This window comes from Xanthomonas sp. D-99 (genome assembly GCF_017746145.1).
In the GTDB taxonomy this organism is placed as follows: domain Bacteria; phylum Pseudomonadota; class Gammaproteobacteria; order Xanthomonadales; family Xanthomonadaceae; genus Xanthomonas; species Xanthomonas cissicola.
Genome location: NZ_JAGHWU010000014.1, coordinates 1 through 16297, shown reverse-complemented (window position 1 = coordinate 16297; position 16297 = coordinate 1). Strand labels below are relative to the sequence as shown.

The following is a 16297-nucleotide window of genomic DNA, read 5'->3' as shown; positions in this document are numbered from 1 at the left end:
GGATGTCGTGGATGAACGGCGTCACCGGCAGTTGGCGCTGTTGAACAGCACGCACGTGGTCTCCATCGCATCACGGCCAGCTGCCCAAGCCCGCCAGTGCAGCCTGATGCGCAGTACCGTGGGTGAGCAAGGTCAGACGCTAAAGGCGCTCGACCGGTGCTGCAGGCCAATGGCCCGACCGCACGATCAGGGATCGGCTTTGCTAGCGGTGCGGGCAACGACGTGCTGCGCCTGAAGCCAATGACGACGCTTCAAAGACGCACGCGCGATGTGCGGAGATGTCGCTGAAAATCTCACACGGCGGCGCTGTTGGACCGCACGCGCGACTGGCCCGGCACTTCTCGCGCTGACACCTGCGTTCCATCCGCAACTTCAACACATTGGCCGCATCACGCGCGGCCTTCGGGGCAGCCCAAAAAAAGAGCCCGACGCGCAGCAAGCCGCACGCCGGGCCATCGTGACATCACGCCGCCTGGGTCAGGACGTCATCCGATCCCAAAACCCCTTGACGCCGTCGATGAAGGTGGCCGACTTGGGCGAATGCTTGCGTGCGTCCTCACCGGTGAACGTCGCTTCGAACTGCTGCAGCAGTTCGCGCTGATCGGCGGTGAGATTGACCGGCGTTTCCACCACCACGCGGCAATACAGGTCGCCTTCGCTGCGGCTGCGTACCGAACGTACGCCCTTGCCACGCAGACGGAACAACTTGCCGGTCTGCGTTTCGGCCGGGATGCGGATTTCCGCTTCGCCGCCCAAGGTTGCCACCCGCACGGTATCGCCGAGCGCCGCCTGCGAAATGCGGATCGGCACCTCGCAATGCAGATCGTCGCCGTCGCGCTGGAAGATCGCATGCTCGCGCACGCGCACTTCCACATACAGATCGCCCGGTGGCGTGCCGGCCGGGCCCGCCTCGCCTTCGCCTGCAAGACGAATCCGGTCGCCTGTATCCACACCGGCGGGCACCTTGATCGACAGCACCTTGTCTTCTTCCACCCGACCGGCACCGTGGCAGGTCTTGCAGGGGTTCTGGATCAGCGTGCCGCGCCCGTCGCAATGCGGGCAGCTCTGCTGCATGGCGAAGATGCCGCGCTGGATGCGGACCTGGCCGCGCCCATGACAGGTGCCGCAGGTCTCGACCTTGCCGTCTTCCGAACCGCTGCCATGGCAGGGCGCGCATTCGATCAGTGTGGGAATCTCGATGCGGCGCTCGATACCGGCGACGGCTTCTTCCAGATCCAGTTCCAACACGTAACCGACGTCGGCGCCACGTCGCGCAGCGCGCGGACCGGCAGCGCCACCGCCGAAAATATTGCCGAAGATATCGCCAAAGATATCCCCCATGTCCGGACCACCCGGCCCGCCACCACCGCCCATGCCGTGCTCGAACGCCGCATGGCCGTGCGCGTCGTAGGCGCGCCGCTTATTGCCATCGGACAGCACTTCGTAGGCTTCCTTGCATTCCTTGAACGCCGCTTCGGCAGCCGCATCGCCAGGATTGCGGTCCGGGTGATGCTTCATCGCACAGCGCCGGTACGCCTTCTTCAGCTCCTCGTCGCTGGCGCCACGGGCAACGCCCAGCACTTCGTAGTAATCGCGTTTGCTCATAAGCCGGGATTCGGGATTCGTGATTTGAGATTCGTTGAAACGCAAAAGCGGACAGCGTGTGCTGTTCCGCCCTGGCGACGCGACGCGTAAAGGATATCGGGATGGGGAACGGCTAGCTTTAGCGCTTGCCGATCCCCACTCCCGACTCCCAAATCACGGCTTACTTCTTGTCGTCCTTGACCTCGGTGAACTCGGCGTCCACTACGTCATCGGCGGCCTTGGAGGCCTGGGCGTTGCCGCTGGCCGCATCGGCGTTGCCGCCCTGCTCTGCTGCCGCAGCTGCTGCGTACAACGACTGGCCGGCTTCTTCCAGCGTCTTGGTGCGCGCTTCGATCTGCGCCTTGTCGTCGCCCTTCATGGCGGTTTCCAGATCCGACAGCGCCGCTTCCACCTTGCCAATCACATCGCCACCGACCTTGCTGCCATGCTCGGTGATTGCGGTACGGGTGGCGTGGATCAGACCATCGGCCTGGTTGCGGGCCTGCACCAGCTCCTGGAACTTCTTGTCTTCTTCGCGGTTGGCTTCCGCGTCGGCGACCATGCGCTGGATCTCTTCATCCGACAGACCCGAACCGGCCTTGATCTCGACCTTCTGTTCCTTGTTGGTCTTCTTGTCCTTGGCCGACACGTGCAGGATGCCGTTGGCGTCGATGTCGAAGGACACTTCCACCTGCGGCATGCCGCGCGGGGCCGGCTCGATGCCGGACAGGTCGAACTTGGCCAGCGACTTGTTGAAGCGGGCCTGCTCGCGCTCACCCTGCAACACGTGCACGGTCACGGCCGACTGGTTGTCTTCGGCGGTGGAGAAGGTCTGCGAGGCCTTGGTCGGGATGGTGGTGTTCTTTTCGATGATCTTGGTGAACACGCCGCCCATGGTCTCGATACCCAGCGACAGCGGGGTCACGTCCAGCAGCAGCACATCCTTGACGTCGCCGGCCAGCACGCCGCCCTGGATCGCCGCACCCACGGCCACGGCTTCGTCCGGATTGACGTCCTTGCGCGGTTCCTTGCCGAAGAAATCGGCAACTGCCTGCTGCACCTTCGGCATGCGGGTCTGGCCGCCGACCAGGATCACTTCGTTGATGTCGCTGGCGCGCAGGCCGGCGTCGTTCAACGCGGTGCGGCACGGCTCGATCGACTTCTTGACCAGGTCTTCCACCAGCGCTTCGAGCTTGGCACGGGTCAACTTGATGTTGAGGTGCTTGGGGCCCGACGCATCGGCGGTGACGTACGGCAGGTTCACTTCGGTCTGCTGGCTGGACGACAGCTCGATCTTGGCGCGCTCTGCGGCGTCCTTCAGGCGCTGCAGCGCCAGCGGATCCTTCCGCAGATCGATACCCTGATCCTTGTTGAATTCATCGACCAGGTACTCGATGACGCGGTTGTCGAAGTCTTCGCCACCCAGGAAGGTGTCGCCGTTGGTGGCCAGCACTTCGAACTGCTTCTCGCCGTCCACTTCTGCAATTTCGATGATCGACACGTCGAAGGTGCCGCCGCCCAGGTCGTACACGGCGATCTTGCGGTCGCCGCCGTTCTTGTCCAGGCCATAGGCCAGCGCTGCGGCGGTCGGCTCGTTGATGATGCGCTTGACGTCCAGACCGGCGATGCGGCCGGCATCTTTGGTGGCCTGGCGCTGGCTGTCGTTGAAGTACGCCGGCACGGTGATCACCGCCTCGGTGACCTTCTCGCCGAGGAAGTCTTCGGCGGTCTTCTTCATCTTTTCCAGCACGCGCGCAGAGATTTCCTGCGGCGCCATGCGCTTGCCATCGCTGGTCTGCACCCAGGCATCGCCATTGTCGTGGGCGAGAATGCCGTACGGCACGTGCGAGATGTCCTTCTGCACTTCGCCGTCGGTGAATTTGCGGCCGATCAGGCGCTTCACCGCGTAGAACGTGTTCTTCGGGTTGGTCACGGCCTGGCGCTTGGCCGAGGCGCCGACCAGCACTTCGCCGTCCTTGGTGTAGGCGACGATCGAGGGCGTGGTGCGATCGCCCTCGGAGTTTTCAATGACGCGGGCCTTGCCGCCGTCCATGATCGACACGCACGAGTTCGTGGTGCCGAGGTCAATACCAATGATCTTGCCCATGGATACGCTCCTGATGATTCTGTAGCTGTGTCCGGCGACGCCGGGTCTGGCTGAGATGTGGGGGTGGTGCGCAGGTGTTCAAGCCACCGGCGCACATCTGTGTTTCATGCCTGCGCCTGGCAGTTCAGCCGGCGCTGCGGGTCAGTCGTGCTTGGCCACGACCACCAGGGCCGGGCGCAGCAAGCGGTCGTTGAGCAGGTAGCCCTTCTGGAACACCTGCACCACATGGCCCGGCGCGACGCCCTCGGCCTCGCCCTGGCTGATCGCCTGGTGCTGGTCCGGGTTGAACGGCTGGCCGACCGGATCGAGCAGGGTCAGGCCGTTGTCTGCGGCCACCTTGAGCAATTGCTTGTAGGTCATGTCCAGGCCATCGCGCAGCGGGCTGGGCTCGGTACCGGCGGCGGTGAGTCCCGCGTCCAGGCTATCGAACACCGGCAGCAGCTCGCCCAGCAGCTTCTCGTTGGCGAACTTGCGCGCGTTTTCCACGTCGCGGGCGATGCGCTTGCGCTGGTTTTCCAGGTCGGCGCGCTCGCGCAGGGCGTCGGCCTTGACCAGGGCGATCTCGCTGCGCAGCGATTCGATCTCGGCCTTGAGCGGATCGGTCTCGGGTGGATTCTGGGACAGGTCTTCGGAGTCGAATTCGGGGTGGTCTTGGTTCATATGCAGTTCCCGGGCAAGCGGAACGCCCGCCCCAACGTCACCCCGTATATGGGCGCCTGCGCGCGTTTCAAGCAAACACGATCGCGCCGATCGATGCCGGTTATCGCGTACCGGGAGACTCCATGGCCGCACCCAGGACGTCGGCGGCGGTCTGCACCAGTGGAATCAGCCGGTCGTAGGCCATGCGTTTGGGCCCGATCACCCCCAGCACGCCCAGCACCTGGCCATTGGCGGCGTAAGGTGCAGTGACCAGCGAGACGTCTTCCAGCGACACCATGCCGGTTTCCTCGCCGATGAAGATGCGTACGCCCGGGGCCTGGATGGTGCGTTCGAGCAGTTGCAGGATCTCGCGCTTGCTAGCGAAGGCCTCGAACAGTTCGCGCAGGCGATCCAGGTCCGACAAATCCTGCACGCCCATCAGCCGGGTCTGCCCGGCCATCACCATGTCGTCGGCATCGGCCGGCACCAGCGCCTCGCTGGCCAGGTCCACGCTGTGCGCCAGCAGTTGTTCCATCTCGCTCTTGGCCATGCGCAGCTCGCGCAGCAGGCAGGCGCGGATGTCGGCCAGCGCGCGCCCGGCGAACTGCGCATTGAGGTAATTGGCCATCCGTTCCAGCTCGGCAGGCTCGTAGGCGCGCCGCGGCTCGATCACCCGGTTCTGCACCTCGTTGTCGGCAAACACCAGGATCGCCAGCACGCGGCGCGCATCCAGCGCCACGAAATCGATATGCCGGAACGCGAACTGCTCGCGGCGCGGCGCGCTGACCACGCCGACGAAATGACTCATCGCCGACAGCATCTGCGAGGCGCTGCCCAGCAGCGACTGGGTCCCATTGCCGCTGGCCAGCTCCGCGCGCAGCCGGCGCACTTCTTCTTCGCCGGGCGGCTGCATCTGCACCAGGCTGTCGACGAATACCCGGTAGCCATGCGCAGTGGGCACGCGTCCGGCCGAGGTATGCGGGGAGCTGAGCAGGCCGACGTCTTCCAGGTCGGCCAGGATATTGCGGATGGTCGCCGGGCTGACATCCAGCCCCGCATGCTGGGCCAGCGTCTTGGAGCCCACCGGCTCGCCGTCGCGGATGTAGCGCGCAATCAGGGTGCGCAGCAACTGGCGGGCGCGGGGGTCGAGCATTGGGGACTGGGACGCGCGCATGGGATCATCCGGTGAGACAGCGCATAGATAATGTCTGGCCCCGGGGATGGCAAGCGTCCGATTCCCCGTCCGCCCCCGCCACCCTAAGCTTCCCCAAAGCATTCACACTCGACCTCATGCTCAGACACCTCTCGATCAAGGATTTCGCCGTTGTCCGTGCCACCGAACTGGAATTCGGGCCGGGAATGACCGTGGTATCGGGCGAAACCGGCGCCGGCAAGTCGCTGATGGTGGACGCGCTGGGCTTCCTGTCCGGCCTGCGCGCCGACAGCGGCGTGGTCCGTCATGGCGCCGAGCGCGCCGAACTGTCGGCCGAATTCCAGCTGCCGGCCGAGCACCCCGGGCTGGGCTGGCTGGCCGATAACGAACTCGACGACGAGGCGCAATGCCAGCTGCGCCGGATCATCCGCGCCGACGGTGGCTCGCGCGCGTGGATCAACGGCCGCCCGGTCACCTCCTCGCAGCTGGCGGAACTGGCCTCGAAACTGGTCGAAATTCATGGCCAGCATGAGCACCAGGCGCTGATGGCCCGGCATAGCCAGCTCGCCCTGCTCGATGCCTACGCCCGCAACAGCGCCCAGCGCGAGCAGGTGCGCCAGGCCAGCCAACGCTGGCAGGCGCTACTGGACGAGCGCGATGCCCTCTCCGCGCAGGGCGATGTTTCAGACCGGATCGGCTTTCTGGAACACCAGCTGGCCGAACTGGAACGCGAGGACCTGGACCCGGCCGCGATTGCCGCACTGGACGTCAATCACCGCCGCCAGGCCCATGCCACCGCGTTGATCGGCGCCTGCGACAGCGTCGCCCAGCAGCTCAACGGCGACGACGGCGCCAGCGCCCTGGGCCTGTTGCAGGACAGCCGCCACGATTTATCGCGCGTGGCCGAGCACGAGCCGCGGCTGGGCGAGGTGGACGCGTTGCTGGACAGCGCCGTCATCCAGATCGAGGAAGCGCTGGCCCTGCTCGACCGCGTGCGCGACGACCTGGAGGCCGACCCGGCCCAGTTCGAGGTGATGGAGCGCCGCCTCGGCCGTCTGCACGATCTGGCGCGCAAACACCGCGTCACACCGGACGAGCTGGCCGCGCATCGCGACCATCTAAGCGCCGAAGTCGAGAACCTGCGCGGCGCCGACGAGCGCCTGCAGCAGCTCGACAAGCACATCGAAACCGCCACCGGCGCCTGGCGCAACGCGGCCGGTGCGCTCAGCGACAGCCGCACCGCCGCCGCCGAGGCGTTGTCGGCCGCGACCACGGCGCTGATCGGCGAGTTGGGCATGGGTGGCGGGCAGTTCCTGATCCAGCTGCAGCCGCACGAGAGCGCCCGGCCAGACCCCAATGGCGCCGAGCGGGTGGAATTTCTGGTCGCCGCCAACGCCGGGCAGCCCCCGCGCGCCTTGCGCAAGGTTGCCTCCGGTGGCGAGTTGTCGCGCATTTCGCTGGCCATCGAAGTGGCGGCGTTGGGCCTGGACAGCGTGCCGACCATGGTGTTCGACGAAGTGGATTCGGGCATCGGCGGCGCGGTGGCCGACATCGTCGGGCAGAAGCTGCGCGCGTTGGGCGAAGAGCGCCAGGTGCTGTGCGTCACCCACCTGCCGCAGGTCGCCGCCAAGGGCCATGCGCATTACCGGGTCAGCAAGGCGCCGGTGGACGGCATGACCCAGAGCGCGGTCGAACTGCTCGGCCCGCAGGCCCGCCAGGAAGAATTGGCACGCATGCTGGGTGGTGTGGAAGTGAGCAAGGAAGCGCGCGCGGCCGCCCGCAAGCTGTTGCAGAGCGCCTGACCGGGCGAGCTGCCCACAAATTCAGACTCCCCGTTCCCTCCGCCGGTGACAAGGCTCCCTCCTCCTGCGGGGGGAGGTGTCCGAAGGACGGATGGGGGCGACATCGCTGCGACGCGACCACGACAGGCGCAAATGCGGTTGTTCCTCATCCGGCGCTGCGCGCCACCTTCTCCCGCCCGCGGGAGAAGCGCTGTCTGGCTGAGCGCGATCTGTCTGCTGCACTGCGAACGGCCGCCCGCCGGCTCCCTTCCCCCGCCCGCGAGGGAAGGTGCCCGAAGGGTGGATGGGGGAAGGCCGTGCATCGAATCCACCAACACGCCCCACAACGGACAAGGCGGCCGAAGCCGCCTTGTCATTCGCACCAGCGCTAGGCCCCAGCTCAGCGCGGACGCTTCTTGCGTACGTACAGCACCAGCGAGTGCTCTTCCAGTTCATAGCCATGCTTGGCGGCGATCTGGCGCTGCAGCGCCTCGATTTCCTCGCTCTCGAACTCGATCACGTGACCAGTGTCCACGTCCACCATATGGTCGTGGTGACCGCCGCGATCCAGCTCGTAGACGGCCTGCCCGCCTTCGAAATTGTGCTTCAGCACCAGGCCGGCCGCCTCGAACTGGGTCAGCACCCGGTAGACCGTGGCCAAGCCGATCTCGTCGCCGTGGTCGAGCAGTTGGCGATAGATGTCTTCTGCGCTGAGGTGATGCTGATTGCTCTTCTGCTCGAGCAGTTCCAGGATCCGCATGCGCGGATGGGTCACCTTGAGCCCGACTTTGCGCAGGTCGTGGGTTTCCATACGTTCTCCGTTCATTGGCGATTTAGCGCCAGCTGCCATCAAACGGGTCGCGGCGACCGGCGGAAGTGTATCATCGGCGTGATTTCCTCAGCACTTAATCCCCGATGCGCAATCTCCTGCTGGTCGCCGCCGTTGCTCTTTCCACCGCTGGCTGCGGCATCATCTACAAGCAGCCGATCTACCAGGGCAATCTGATCAAACAGAACGCCGTGGAGCAACTGCAGGTAGGCCAGAGCAAGCAGCAGGTCAGCGCGTTGCTGGGCACGCCCTCGATCCCCGACCCGTTCCATGCCCAGCGCTGGGACTACACCTCCACGCAGCGCGTGGACCGTCTGGCGCGTACCGAGATCAAGAATTTCACTGTGTTCTTCGAGAACGAACAGGTCGCACGCTGGGAAGGCGACTACTTCCCGTCGCAGGACGAGCAGCTGGCCAAAGCCGCGCCCAAGCAGTTCGGCCGCAACCTGGCACGCGACAAGAAGAAGCAGCGCGGCCGTTGATGTGGTGGCTCTGCGGTGTCGTGATCGCCTGACCGGACCCAAACGCATCCCTTTGAACGGATGCGTTTTTCGTTTTGCCTGACGCCAAAGAGCGCTTCAGTGACCCCGCAGCGCCGAGCCCAGGACCGGTCCATCGCACTTGTTGTTGCATGTCTTAGGTCGAGCCGCGCTCGTTCGAACTCATCGAATACATCGAAGTCTTCAAGACAACGGGCAGAAGCGCTTGGTTTGCAGTGAGGCCAAGTACGTCCTCGCAGCGTTGGAAGTCGCTAGCTGTTGGCGCCGGCTTTCTTGCCTGGTCCGGCACGCCTGCGCCGCGCCTCTTTCGGATCCAGCAACAGCGGCCTGAGCAATTCGACCCGGTCGCCGTCGCGCAACACCTGCTCCGGCCGCGCGACCAGCCCGTGCACCGCATGCGCAGCAGGGGCTTGCTGCAACGCCAAACCGGACGTGGCGACGGCGTCGGCCACCGTTGCGCCTTCAGGCAATTCCAGCTCTACCGAGCTGTAGCGATCCGGCCAGGCCAGCACCACGTCGATACGCATGCCGCCGCGCAACCTAGACGTCGCCGCGATCGGCGACGCGCACGAAATCGTTGACCATGCGGTCGGCCAAGCCCTGAAAGCCCAGCGCCAGCGCCGGGCCAAGCAGCCGCGAGCTGGTCTCCACCTCCAGGGTCAGACTCACCTTGCAGGCGCCCTCGCCCAGCGCCTGGAACTCCCACAAGCCTTCCAGGCGCTTGAACGGGCCGTCGCGCAGATGCATGACGATGCGCTCCGGGCGCTCGAGGATGTTCTCGGTGGTGAACCAGGTGCGGAACGACCCCAGCCCCAAATCCAGGCGCGCCACGATGTGCGCCTGGTCCTGCTCAAGCACATTGGCAGCGTCGCACCAGCCGAAGCGGCGCGGGTAGGCGGCGACATCATTGACCAGATCGAACATGCGGGTGGCGCTGTGTTCGACTAGGGCGCTGCGACGGATGGTAGGCATTCGCTAACTTGTGAAAGACGGAAGATCGTTTGACGACACCGAATCGGCGACAATGGGCAGATGAGCAAGAAACAGACCAAGGATAAAGCAAACGGCGCGAAGGCCACGAAAACCATCGCGTTGAACAAGCGTGCGCGCCACGAATACCACCTGGAAGAACGCTACGAAGCCGGCCTGGCACTGCAGGGCTGGGAGGTCAAGGCGATCCGCGCCGGCCGCGCCAACATCGTCGACGGTTATGCCTATGTGCGCTCCGGCGAGATCTACCTGATCGGCGCGCAGATCACGCCGCTGATCCAGGCCTCCACTCACACGGTGCCAGTGGAACGGCGCGACCGCAAACTGCTGCTGCACCGCGCCGAGATCGACAAGGTGCTCACCCGCGTGGAGCGCGAAGGCTACACCCTGGTGCCTACCGCGCTGTACTGGAGCAGCAACAAGGTCAAGCTGGAAATCGCCCTGGCCAAGGGCAAGCAGAATCACGACAAGCGCGACGCCGCCAAGGACCGCGATTGGCAGCGCGACAAGCAGCGCGTGATGCGGCGGCATAATCGCGATGCGTGAGGAGCTGGGATTGTTGATTCGGGATTAGGGATTGGTTACAGCGGCTGTGCGTGGCCTTTCGCACTGCTGGCTTGCGATCCACACATGCAGCGCGGTGAGGCTAGCCCGCCGCTCTTGCGAATCCCCAATCCCGACTCCCGAATCACGTCGCTCCAAGCATCCGCATCAAATTCGGCACTCCCCTGCCCTGCACATAGCGGTCGCGCTGCAGGTCGGTACAGGTATCCAGCAGCAGTTGCTTGACCCGATCGGGGAAGCCGATGAACTCGCGGCGCGCCGATAGGAACCCCGCCAGCACGCCGGAGACATGCGGTGCGGCCATGCTGGTGCCGCTCATCTCCACCATCAGGCTCGCCGGGTCGTCCGGGTCGAAGTCGTAGTAGGCCGACAGGATCTTCTCCCCTGGCGCAACCACATCCGGCTTGCTGCGGCCGTCGGCGGTCGGCCCGCGCGAGGAAAAATACGATACGCCATAGTTATGCGGGCTGCTCTTGTGCACCGAGCCGACCACGATGGCGTCTTCCAGATTGCCGGGGTCGCTGATCGACAGATCCATGTTGGCCGCATACGCATCGCCATCGTTGCGCATCAACCAGGCCAGGCCCTCGTTGCCGGCAGCGATCACCACCAGCACGCCTTGCCGCCACAGCCGGCGTAATTCATTGCACAACGGCGTAAACCCGCAGCCGTAGCTCTCCGGGTCGAAACAGCCGCCCAGACTCAGGTTGACGCCTTGGATGATCAGCTCGCCGGCGCGCTCGTTGATGTCGGCCACCTGCTGCACCGCCTTGATCGTCCACGAGTCGCGGCCGTTTCCGGCATCGTCGAGCACCTTGAAGCCATACAGCTGGGTATCCGGCGCCATGCCGGAAAATTCAAGACTACGCCCGGGCGTGCCGCTCGCATCCGGGATCCAAGCGTGACACTGCCCGGCGATGATGCCGGCGATATGCGTGCCGTGCCCATGCCGATCGAGCCGGGTAAACGTCGTGCCGTCGGCGCGGGTCAACCGTTTGGGCGCACCGCGCCGCGTGCAATCCCACTGTGCCACCACGTTGTCGCGCTCACCCTTGAGGAAAAAGTGCGGGTGACCGGCCGCGATGCCGGTATCCATCACCGCCCAACCGATCTGCTGCCCGCGCGCGATACGCCGTGCGTGCCGCATCGGCATGCAGCACATTGCCCGACACATGGATCAACGCGCGTTTTCCGGCATCGCGCCACACCCGCCGAAAACCCAACGTGCGATAGCGATCCTGCAGCGATTCGATCTCGAACCGGGTGAGCCGCGCAGACACGAAACGCTGCAGGCTGTCTTCCAGCTCGATCGCCTCATCCAGCGCATCGCCACTCAGGCCGGTGGTGCGCGCAGCGGCTTCGCGCACATGCTGCAGCAGCAATGCGCGCACACCGGCAGGATCGTTCCCCAACACGCGCCGATCCAGCTCGATCAGCACATCGTGTCGGTGCTCCGGGCCATGCGCTTCGAGCTGCTCGCTGAGGTCCTTGATCAGCACTGCATTGGACACCGGCTGATCGAAGCCCACGCCCACGGCTTGGCGCACCGCGGCGCGCACCTGCGGAATCGACAGATAGCCCGAAACCGAATGCGGGTTGTGCTGCCAGTCCGGATTCAAGCGCGCAGCGGCCAGGTTTTCGAAACGTCCTTTCGCATTGGCGATGTCGTCGGTGAGGTCCGGGTCCAGCGCGATCGGGTCGCGCGTTTCGGCCACATTGATCCAGCGCTGTACGCACTCGGGGAACGGCAGTTTGCGCGTGCCGGTCCAGCGCTTGAACATGCTCCGCACCTGCGGCAACCCCAGTGGCGAGCCCAGGGTGAGGAACAAACTGACCTCGCAGTCGGCCGCCTTCAGCTGGCGCAGCACATCGAAGGCGATCATCGAACCCTGGCTGTGCGCCACCACCACGAATGGCCCGCCGCCTGCACGCAGCCGCTGCGCCAGACTTTCGCGCATCAGCGCCGCACGTTCCGGCACGAAGAACAGGTCATGCACGTCCTGCAACAATGCAGCGGAAATCAGCCGCAGCAACACCCGGTTGATCGCATCGATCGCCCCCTTGGCCTGCACGGCGCCGGGCACGGACGCGCCCTGAAGCTCGTCCAGCAGCCGATGCAGATCGGCACGTTCCTGCTCGCTCTGCGCCAGCGCGTCTGCCAACAGGTGCAGGTCCTGTTCGCCCGGCACCAGGCCAAGCGTGCTCAAGGCGCGCTGCACGCTTTGATTAAGCGCCGGACCCACATCGCGCGCATCGCAATTGCCCGGCTCGGCCACCGGATACCGCTCGCGATTGACCCAGTACGCCAGCCGCGTACGCTCGCCCATGGGCCGCCCGAACAAGGCCTTGTCCCACTGACAACGCAGCACATCAGCCGGCGGCTTGTTGCCGATGCCATGGATGTAGATCACCGTGCGCGCCTTGCCCTGCACGCGGGTCGCCGCGGGCTCCCGGGCTCCGGCCTGCTGCGCACGTGCAACGTGCGGCCGCGCCGGTTGTTGCGTGCTTGCAGCCGCCTTGCGCGGTAGCGCGCGTGCAGGTTTCGAACGTGGGGGCTTGCCTGTCGCCATCGCTTCGCTCCTTCGTTTGCAGACTGTTCCGTTCGGTAAGGGACTGAAGCCACTGTAAGCGTTGCGCATCTCACCACTTGTGACAGGGCGCGCCGATCCCTACACTGACCTGGTCAGCGTTTTACTGCTTTCCCCGGGGGTGCACTGGTTTCGACGGGGGTCGCGAAGTCGCTTGGCGCATGCCGAGGGGGCAGCTTTCCTCGTTAATCCAGCAGCAAACTTTTAGTTGCCAACGATGACAACTACGGTTCGGACTTCGCTATCGCCGCTTAATTGGCTTTAGTTGTAGTTCTACAGCCGCCTAAGGCGAACCCCCGAACCTACTTGTGCCCGTGCTCGTAGGTGTAGGGTCATTATCACGGAACCATCGGTAGTGGCTGCCTGTCAGCTACCGGTCAGATAAAGCAGGCTGGTTTCCAGGTGCGCTTTGCCAACCGTGCTGCCTGGGAACGAGATCTAACGGAGGGCTAAGCATGTAGTGCTGGGGATGGAGTGCTTCCGGACGGCGGTTCGATTCCGCCCACCTCCACCATCTGAACGCGGAAGAGAGCAGTAAGCGCTTGATTCTGCGAAGGTTCGGCCCGGGGTTTGATGTTCAGTTTGAGCCTGCGTTAGGTATCAAACGAGGTATCAAACCCCGTGCCGAAGCCTTATTTTTTGCGCCGCCCAGCTGGGCTCTACGTGCGCTTCTTCGTCCCTACCGACCTCCAAGCCATCATCGGCTCGCGCTACCTTGTCCGTCCCGTTCGCTTGGCCCTTGGTGATGCTGCACGTCTGGCCGTGGCACGAACTGCTGTGGCACTCTCGGAAGCATTCGATCAGATGCGGCAGGGAGCGGGCATGCGGGACGATTTGCTGAGCCAGGCGCTGGCCGCGTTGCAAGGGAACGAAGCCCGCCCCTACACCATCAAGGTCGGTGGCGTGGAGCTTTCTGCCAACGGCGCTGAGGATCATGCTCGGCTGCTGGACGCACTGAAACACCTCCCTCTTCAGCAACTGGCTTCTGTGAAGAGCGCCGGACCGCGGCTGTCAGAGCGCGCCACCATCCACATCAGTGAGATGCGGCGTGTTGGGCGAAGCGCGAAAAACGTGCTGGATACCGAGCACAGCCTGGGTCTTTTTGTGGCGCTTGTCGGCGACAAGCCGGTCGAGGACTACAAGACCGATGACGTCCGAAAGTTCCTGGATGCGCTTGAGCACTACCCCAGCAACGCCACCAAGAAGGCGGTGTTCGCCGGCCTCACCCCTGTCGAAATCCTGAGCAAGGCGCGGCAAGGTGGTCACGAACTGCTAAGCATGCGCACCAAGGAAAAGCATCGCGATCGCATTGCGTCCTTCTTCAACGCCTTGGCGAACGAAGACCTGATTAGCAAGCCGCCTCACAAAGCCATCCTCAATCGTGCCAAGTCGCTCACCGATGAGCCGAGTCGTGATCCGTTTAGCCAAGCCGAGCTTGAAGCGCTGCTCGAACTGAATGCATTCACGTCCTGGGCGAAGAAGTATCCCCATCGATGGTTTGGCACGCTGTTGGGATTTGCCACCGGTGCTCGGGTCAACGAAGTCGCGCAGCTCTATGTTGACGACATCGGCAAGGTCGGTGACTTCTGGGGCGTGCATTTCCGAGGAGCAAAGCCGGATCAGCGTTTGAAGAACCCCCACTCTTCCCGCTTTGTGCCCTTGCCCACATCTCTGATTGAGGCTGGGTTCTTGGTCTATGTGGATGAGGTCAAGCGCGCAGGCTTTGAGCGACTGTTCCCGCACTTGCCCTACAACGCCGAAAATGGCTACGGCGACGCGCTGGGGGATCAGTTCCGGGCCTATGCGATCAAGCAAGGGTTAACCCAACGGCTCAAAAGCTTTCACTGCTTTCGACACACTCTGTCCAACTCGCTGGTCAATGAGCACGGCATCTCGCTTCCGATTTCGCAGCAAATCACCGGCCACGAGTTGACGCTTCCACCAGGCTTGAAGCACTACGTCGATCCACCTTCTGTCCCCGCTCGCTTTGCGGCCATTGAACGGTTTGGCCCTCCGCTTCCATTGCCCGCTTACACGCCAGGGCAATTTGACCGTGCGTTCAAGCAGGTTTGCCACATGGAACGACGACGGGAACAAGCAGCAAAGAAGAGGACGACCAAGTCGCGAACGACAGGATGGAAAAACTAAAATGAAACGAGACTGAGGAGGCACCAACGCTGAAAGCGCTAAGGCATCTTACAGAGAGAGCTTTAGAGCGCTGGACAACAACATGCAGCCTTAAATGTTAACCGATGTTCTGCGGAGGACCCAAGGCAGCAATTTTCTGAAAAAATACGAAAGCTGGCCAGCCAAAAGTGCGTCTCATTGGAAAACACACAGAGAAAAAGCCTCCGGTGAGGGAGGCTTCATTTGCAGCTATACATGGCGAATCCTTGTATCACATCTTCCGGACAGGGGGATTTTCAATTATTCCTTGGGGCACTGAGAGTCTAATCCTTTCATGCTCTTCCCAGATGCGAGCCTGTTCCCATTCCTTGCTACCAATTTCTAGGGTTGATGACGGGGGGTGCTTTTTCATGTTTACTCCTTTTGATTATGATGAGCGGCAATTATAACTTATTAAAATAAATAAAAAACAATTTTCCATGGATTTATAATTTCCATTCATACTTCATAAAGAAAGGGCGATAAAGACCTCAATATTATGCGGACCCCTACGTTTGCTGCAATCTCGTAAAAGCAGAAAATTCTTCCAGAAGCTCATGATCGGCAACAAATGGCCGCCTCTTTCTCGCTCGACAAAATGCCTACTTTTGACTGGCCCATTACAATCGTGTGTTCGATACCCTCGCGGGCCATCTGCCGGATCTTTTCCGTCACGCTGTAGTATTATTCAAAGAATGCGCATTAATTGAAAAAATTAGCTGAAGACGGGTAACTAGAGACGGCGATCCTTGCTGAAAATTTTGGTGAATGATCACCAGCTCTTTAACGGCACTGAAAATTAAAATAAAGCGTTATTCACCCCAACCCTTAATCTGACATCGTGCATCGACAGATTTTCCAGGAAGCATTAATCTTAGACATCAGAAAGTGCGACGAGGGCCCCGGTCCCCAACAGATGCGTGTGGAGCCGTTTCGCTTGGGACTTCGGAACCGCTATGACAAGGAGTCGGCGAGCTCTCGACGCACCCACATAGATTTTCCGCGCGCTCTCAAGATCTTCTGAGGTCCCACCTTCGATAAGGCAGTCCACAATTTTTTTTGCAGTCTTCGGCGCCAACACGACACAGACCGCATCAAACTCCTTGCCTTTGACCGCATGAATAGTGTGCGCAGGATGTTTAGACACGCTACCAAGCGAAAACGCCGTAGCGAGTTCTTTCTTATTTTGCAGCTTCCGGGCAATCGATGCTGAACCGGCTGGTAGAAGGTGTCGAAGCACATCGCGAGCATCGATAAGCCACCTCTCAACCGTGGTGTGCTTATCAGGCTGAAATCGGAGCGCTTCGAGAGTCGCGATAGCACTAGGGAAGGTCTGATCAACTCACCGCAGATGCGCGACACTATCGCCTTATGTAGAGGATTCATCCATGCAGCT

11 protein-coding genes, 1 other RNA gene and 1 pseudogene are annotated in these 16297 nt (G+C 62.8%); 5 read left to right on the top strand and 8 right to left on the bottom strand.

All coding sequences use genetic code 11. The features are described 5' to 3' along the window. Positions 1–477: 477 nt before the first annotated feature. The 4 genes from dnaJ to hrcA form a co-directional block, all read right to left on the bottom strand. On the bottom strand, positions 478–1605 hold the full coding sequence (dnaJ, locus tag J7360_RS06390) for a molecular chaperone DnaJ (protein WP_003483637.1): 1128 nt from the start codon (positions 1603–1605) through the stop codon (positions 478–480). Positions 1606–1765: 160 nt separating this feature from the next. Beyond that, a complete protein-coding gene (gene dnaK, locus J7360_RS06385; protein WP_003483635.1) occupies positions 1766–3691 on the bottom strand; it encodes a molecular chaperone DnaK in 1926 nt (641 codons plus the stop codon). A gap of 141 nt (positions 3692–3832) precedes the next feature. Beyond that, entirely contained in the window at positions 3833–4351 is a 519-nt protein-coding gene (grpE, locus tag J7360_RS06380; protein ID WP_003483633.1) for a nucleotide exchange factor GrpE, read from the bottom strand. Between the two features lie 100 nt (positions 4352–4451). Beyond that, the gene (gene hrcA, locus J7360_RS06375; RefSeq protein WP_057660304.1) at positions 4452–5483 is read right to left on the bottom strand and encodes a heat-inducible transcriptional repressor HrcA; all 1032 of its coding nucleotides are present in this window, start codon (positions 5481–5483) and stop codon (positions 4452–4454) included. Between the two features lie 137 nt (positions 5484–5620). On the opposite strand from hrcA, the gene recN reads away from it, so the two are divergent. Further along, positions 5621–7285, top strand: coding sequence for a DNA repair protein RecN (gene recN / locus J7360_RS06370; protein WP_057660305.1), 1665 nt, complete (start codon positions 5621–5623; stop codon positions 7283–7285). 379 nt (positions 7286–7664) lie between these two features. Here the strand turns inward: recN and fur are convergent, their stop codons facing one another. Further along, positions 7665–8075: a ferric iron uptake transcriptional regulator gene (gene fur / locus J7360_RS06365; protein WP_005988392.1), complete on the bottom strand. Its 411-nt coding sequence runs from the start codon at positions 8073–8075 to the stop codon at positions 7665–7667. A gap of 104 nt (positions 8076–8179) precedes the next feature. Here fur and bamE point away from each other — a divergent pair, with 104 nt between their 5' ends. Continuing rightward, on the top strand, positions 8180–8575 hold the full coding sequence (gene bamE, locus J7360_RS06360) for an outer membrane protein assembly factor BamE (protein WP_007964666.1): 396 nt from the start codon (positions 8180–8182) through the stop codon (positions 8573–8575). A gap of 269 nt (positions 8576–8844) precedes the next feature. On the opposite strand, the gene J7360_RS06355 is transcribed toward bamE, so the two are convergent. Together J7360_RS06355 and J7360_RS06350 are read right to left on the bottom strand one after the other, a co-directional pair. Beyond that, positions 8845–9132, bottom strand: coding sequence for an RnfH family protein (locus J7360_RS06355; RefSeq protein ID WP_057660306.1), 288 nt, complete (start codon positions 9130–9132; stop codon positions 8845–8847). A gap of 1 nt (position 9133) precedes the next feature. Beyond that, a complete protein-coding gene (locus J7360_RS06350) occupies positions 9134–9565 on the bottom strand; it encodes a type II toxin-antitoxin system RatA family toxin (RefSeq protein WP_005913723.1) in 432 nt (143 codons plus the stop codon). 60 nt (positions 9566–9625) lie between these two features. Between J7360_RS06350 and smpB the strand changes: the two genes are divergently transcribed. Beyond that, positions 9626–10129, top strand: coding sequence for an SsrA-binding protein SmpB (gene smpB, locus J7360_RS06345; protein WP_005913721.1), 504 nt, complete (start codon positions 9626–9628; stop codon positions 10127–10129). Between the two features lie 142 nt (positions 10130–10271). Here the strand turns inward: smpB and J7360_RS06340 are convergent. Next, positions 10272–12717 (bottom strand): annotated as a pseudogene (locus J7360_RS06340) (S8 family serine peptidase). 135 nt (positions 12718–12852) lie between these two features. Here J7360_RS06340 and ssrA point away from each other — a divergent pair. Both ssrA and J7360_RS06330 read left to right on the top strand, forming a co-directional pair. Next, positions 12853–13249, top strand: a transfer-messenger RNA (tmRNA) gene (ssrA, locus tag J7360_RS06335). 107 nt (positions 13250–13356) lie between these two features. Beyond that, positions 13357–14883, top strand: a complete 1527-nt coding sequence (locus J7360_RS06330; RefSeq protein ID WP_209033478.1) for a tyrosine-type recombinase/integrase — start codon at positions 13357–13359, stop codon at positions 14881–14883. Positions 14884–16297: the final 1414 nt, after the last annotated feature.

Coding starts and splice junctions, on each gene's coding strand:
- dnaJ (WP_003483637.1), bottom strand. CDS start 1,605: ATGAGCAAACGCGATTACTACGAAGTGCTGGGCGTTGCCCGTGGCGCC.
- dnaK (WP_003483635.1), bottom strand. CDS start 3,691: ATGGGCAAGATCATTGGTATTGACCTCGGCACCACGAACTCGTGCGTG.
- grpE (WP_003483633.1), bottom strand. CDS start 4,351: ATGAACCAAGACCACCCCGAATTCGACTCCGAAGACCTGTCCCAGAAT.
- hrcA (WP_057660304.1), bottom strand. CDS start 5,483: ATGCTCGACCCCCGCGCCCGCCAGTTGCTGCGCACCCTGATTGCGCGC.
- recN (WP_057660305.1), top strand. CDS start 5,621: ATGCTCAGACACCTCTCGATCAAGGATTTCGCCGTTGTCCGTGCCACC.
- fur (WP_005988392.1), bottom strand. CDS start 8,075: ATGGAAACCCACGACCTGCGCAAAGTCGGGCTCAAGGTGACCCATCCG.
- bamE (WP_007964666.1), top strand. CDS start 8,180: ATGCGCAATCTCCTGCTGGTCGCCGCCGTTGCTCTTTCCACCGCTGGC.
- J7360_RS06350 (WP_005913723.1), bottom strand. CDS start 9,565: ATGCCTACCATCCGTCGCAGCGCCCTAGTCGAACACAGCGCCACCCGC.
- smpB (WP_005913721.1), top strand. CDS start 9,626: ATGAGCAAGAAACAGACCAAGGATAAAGCAAACGGCGCGAAGGCCACG.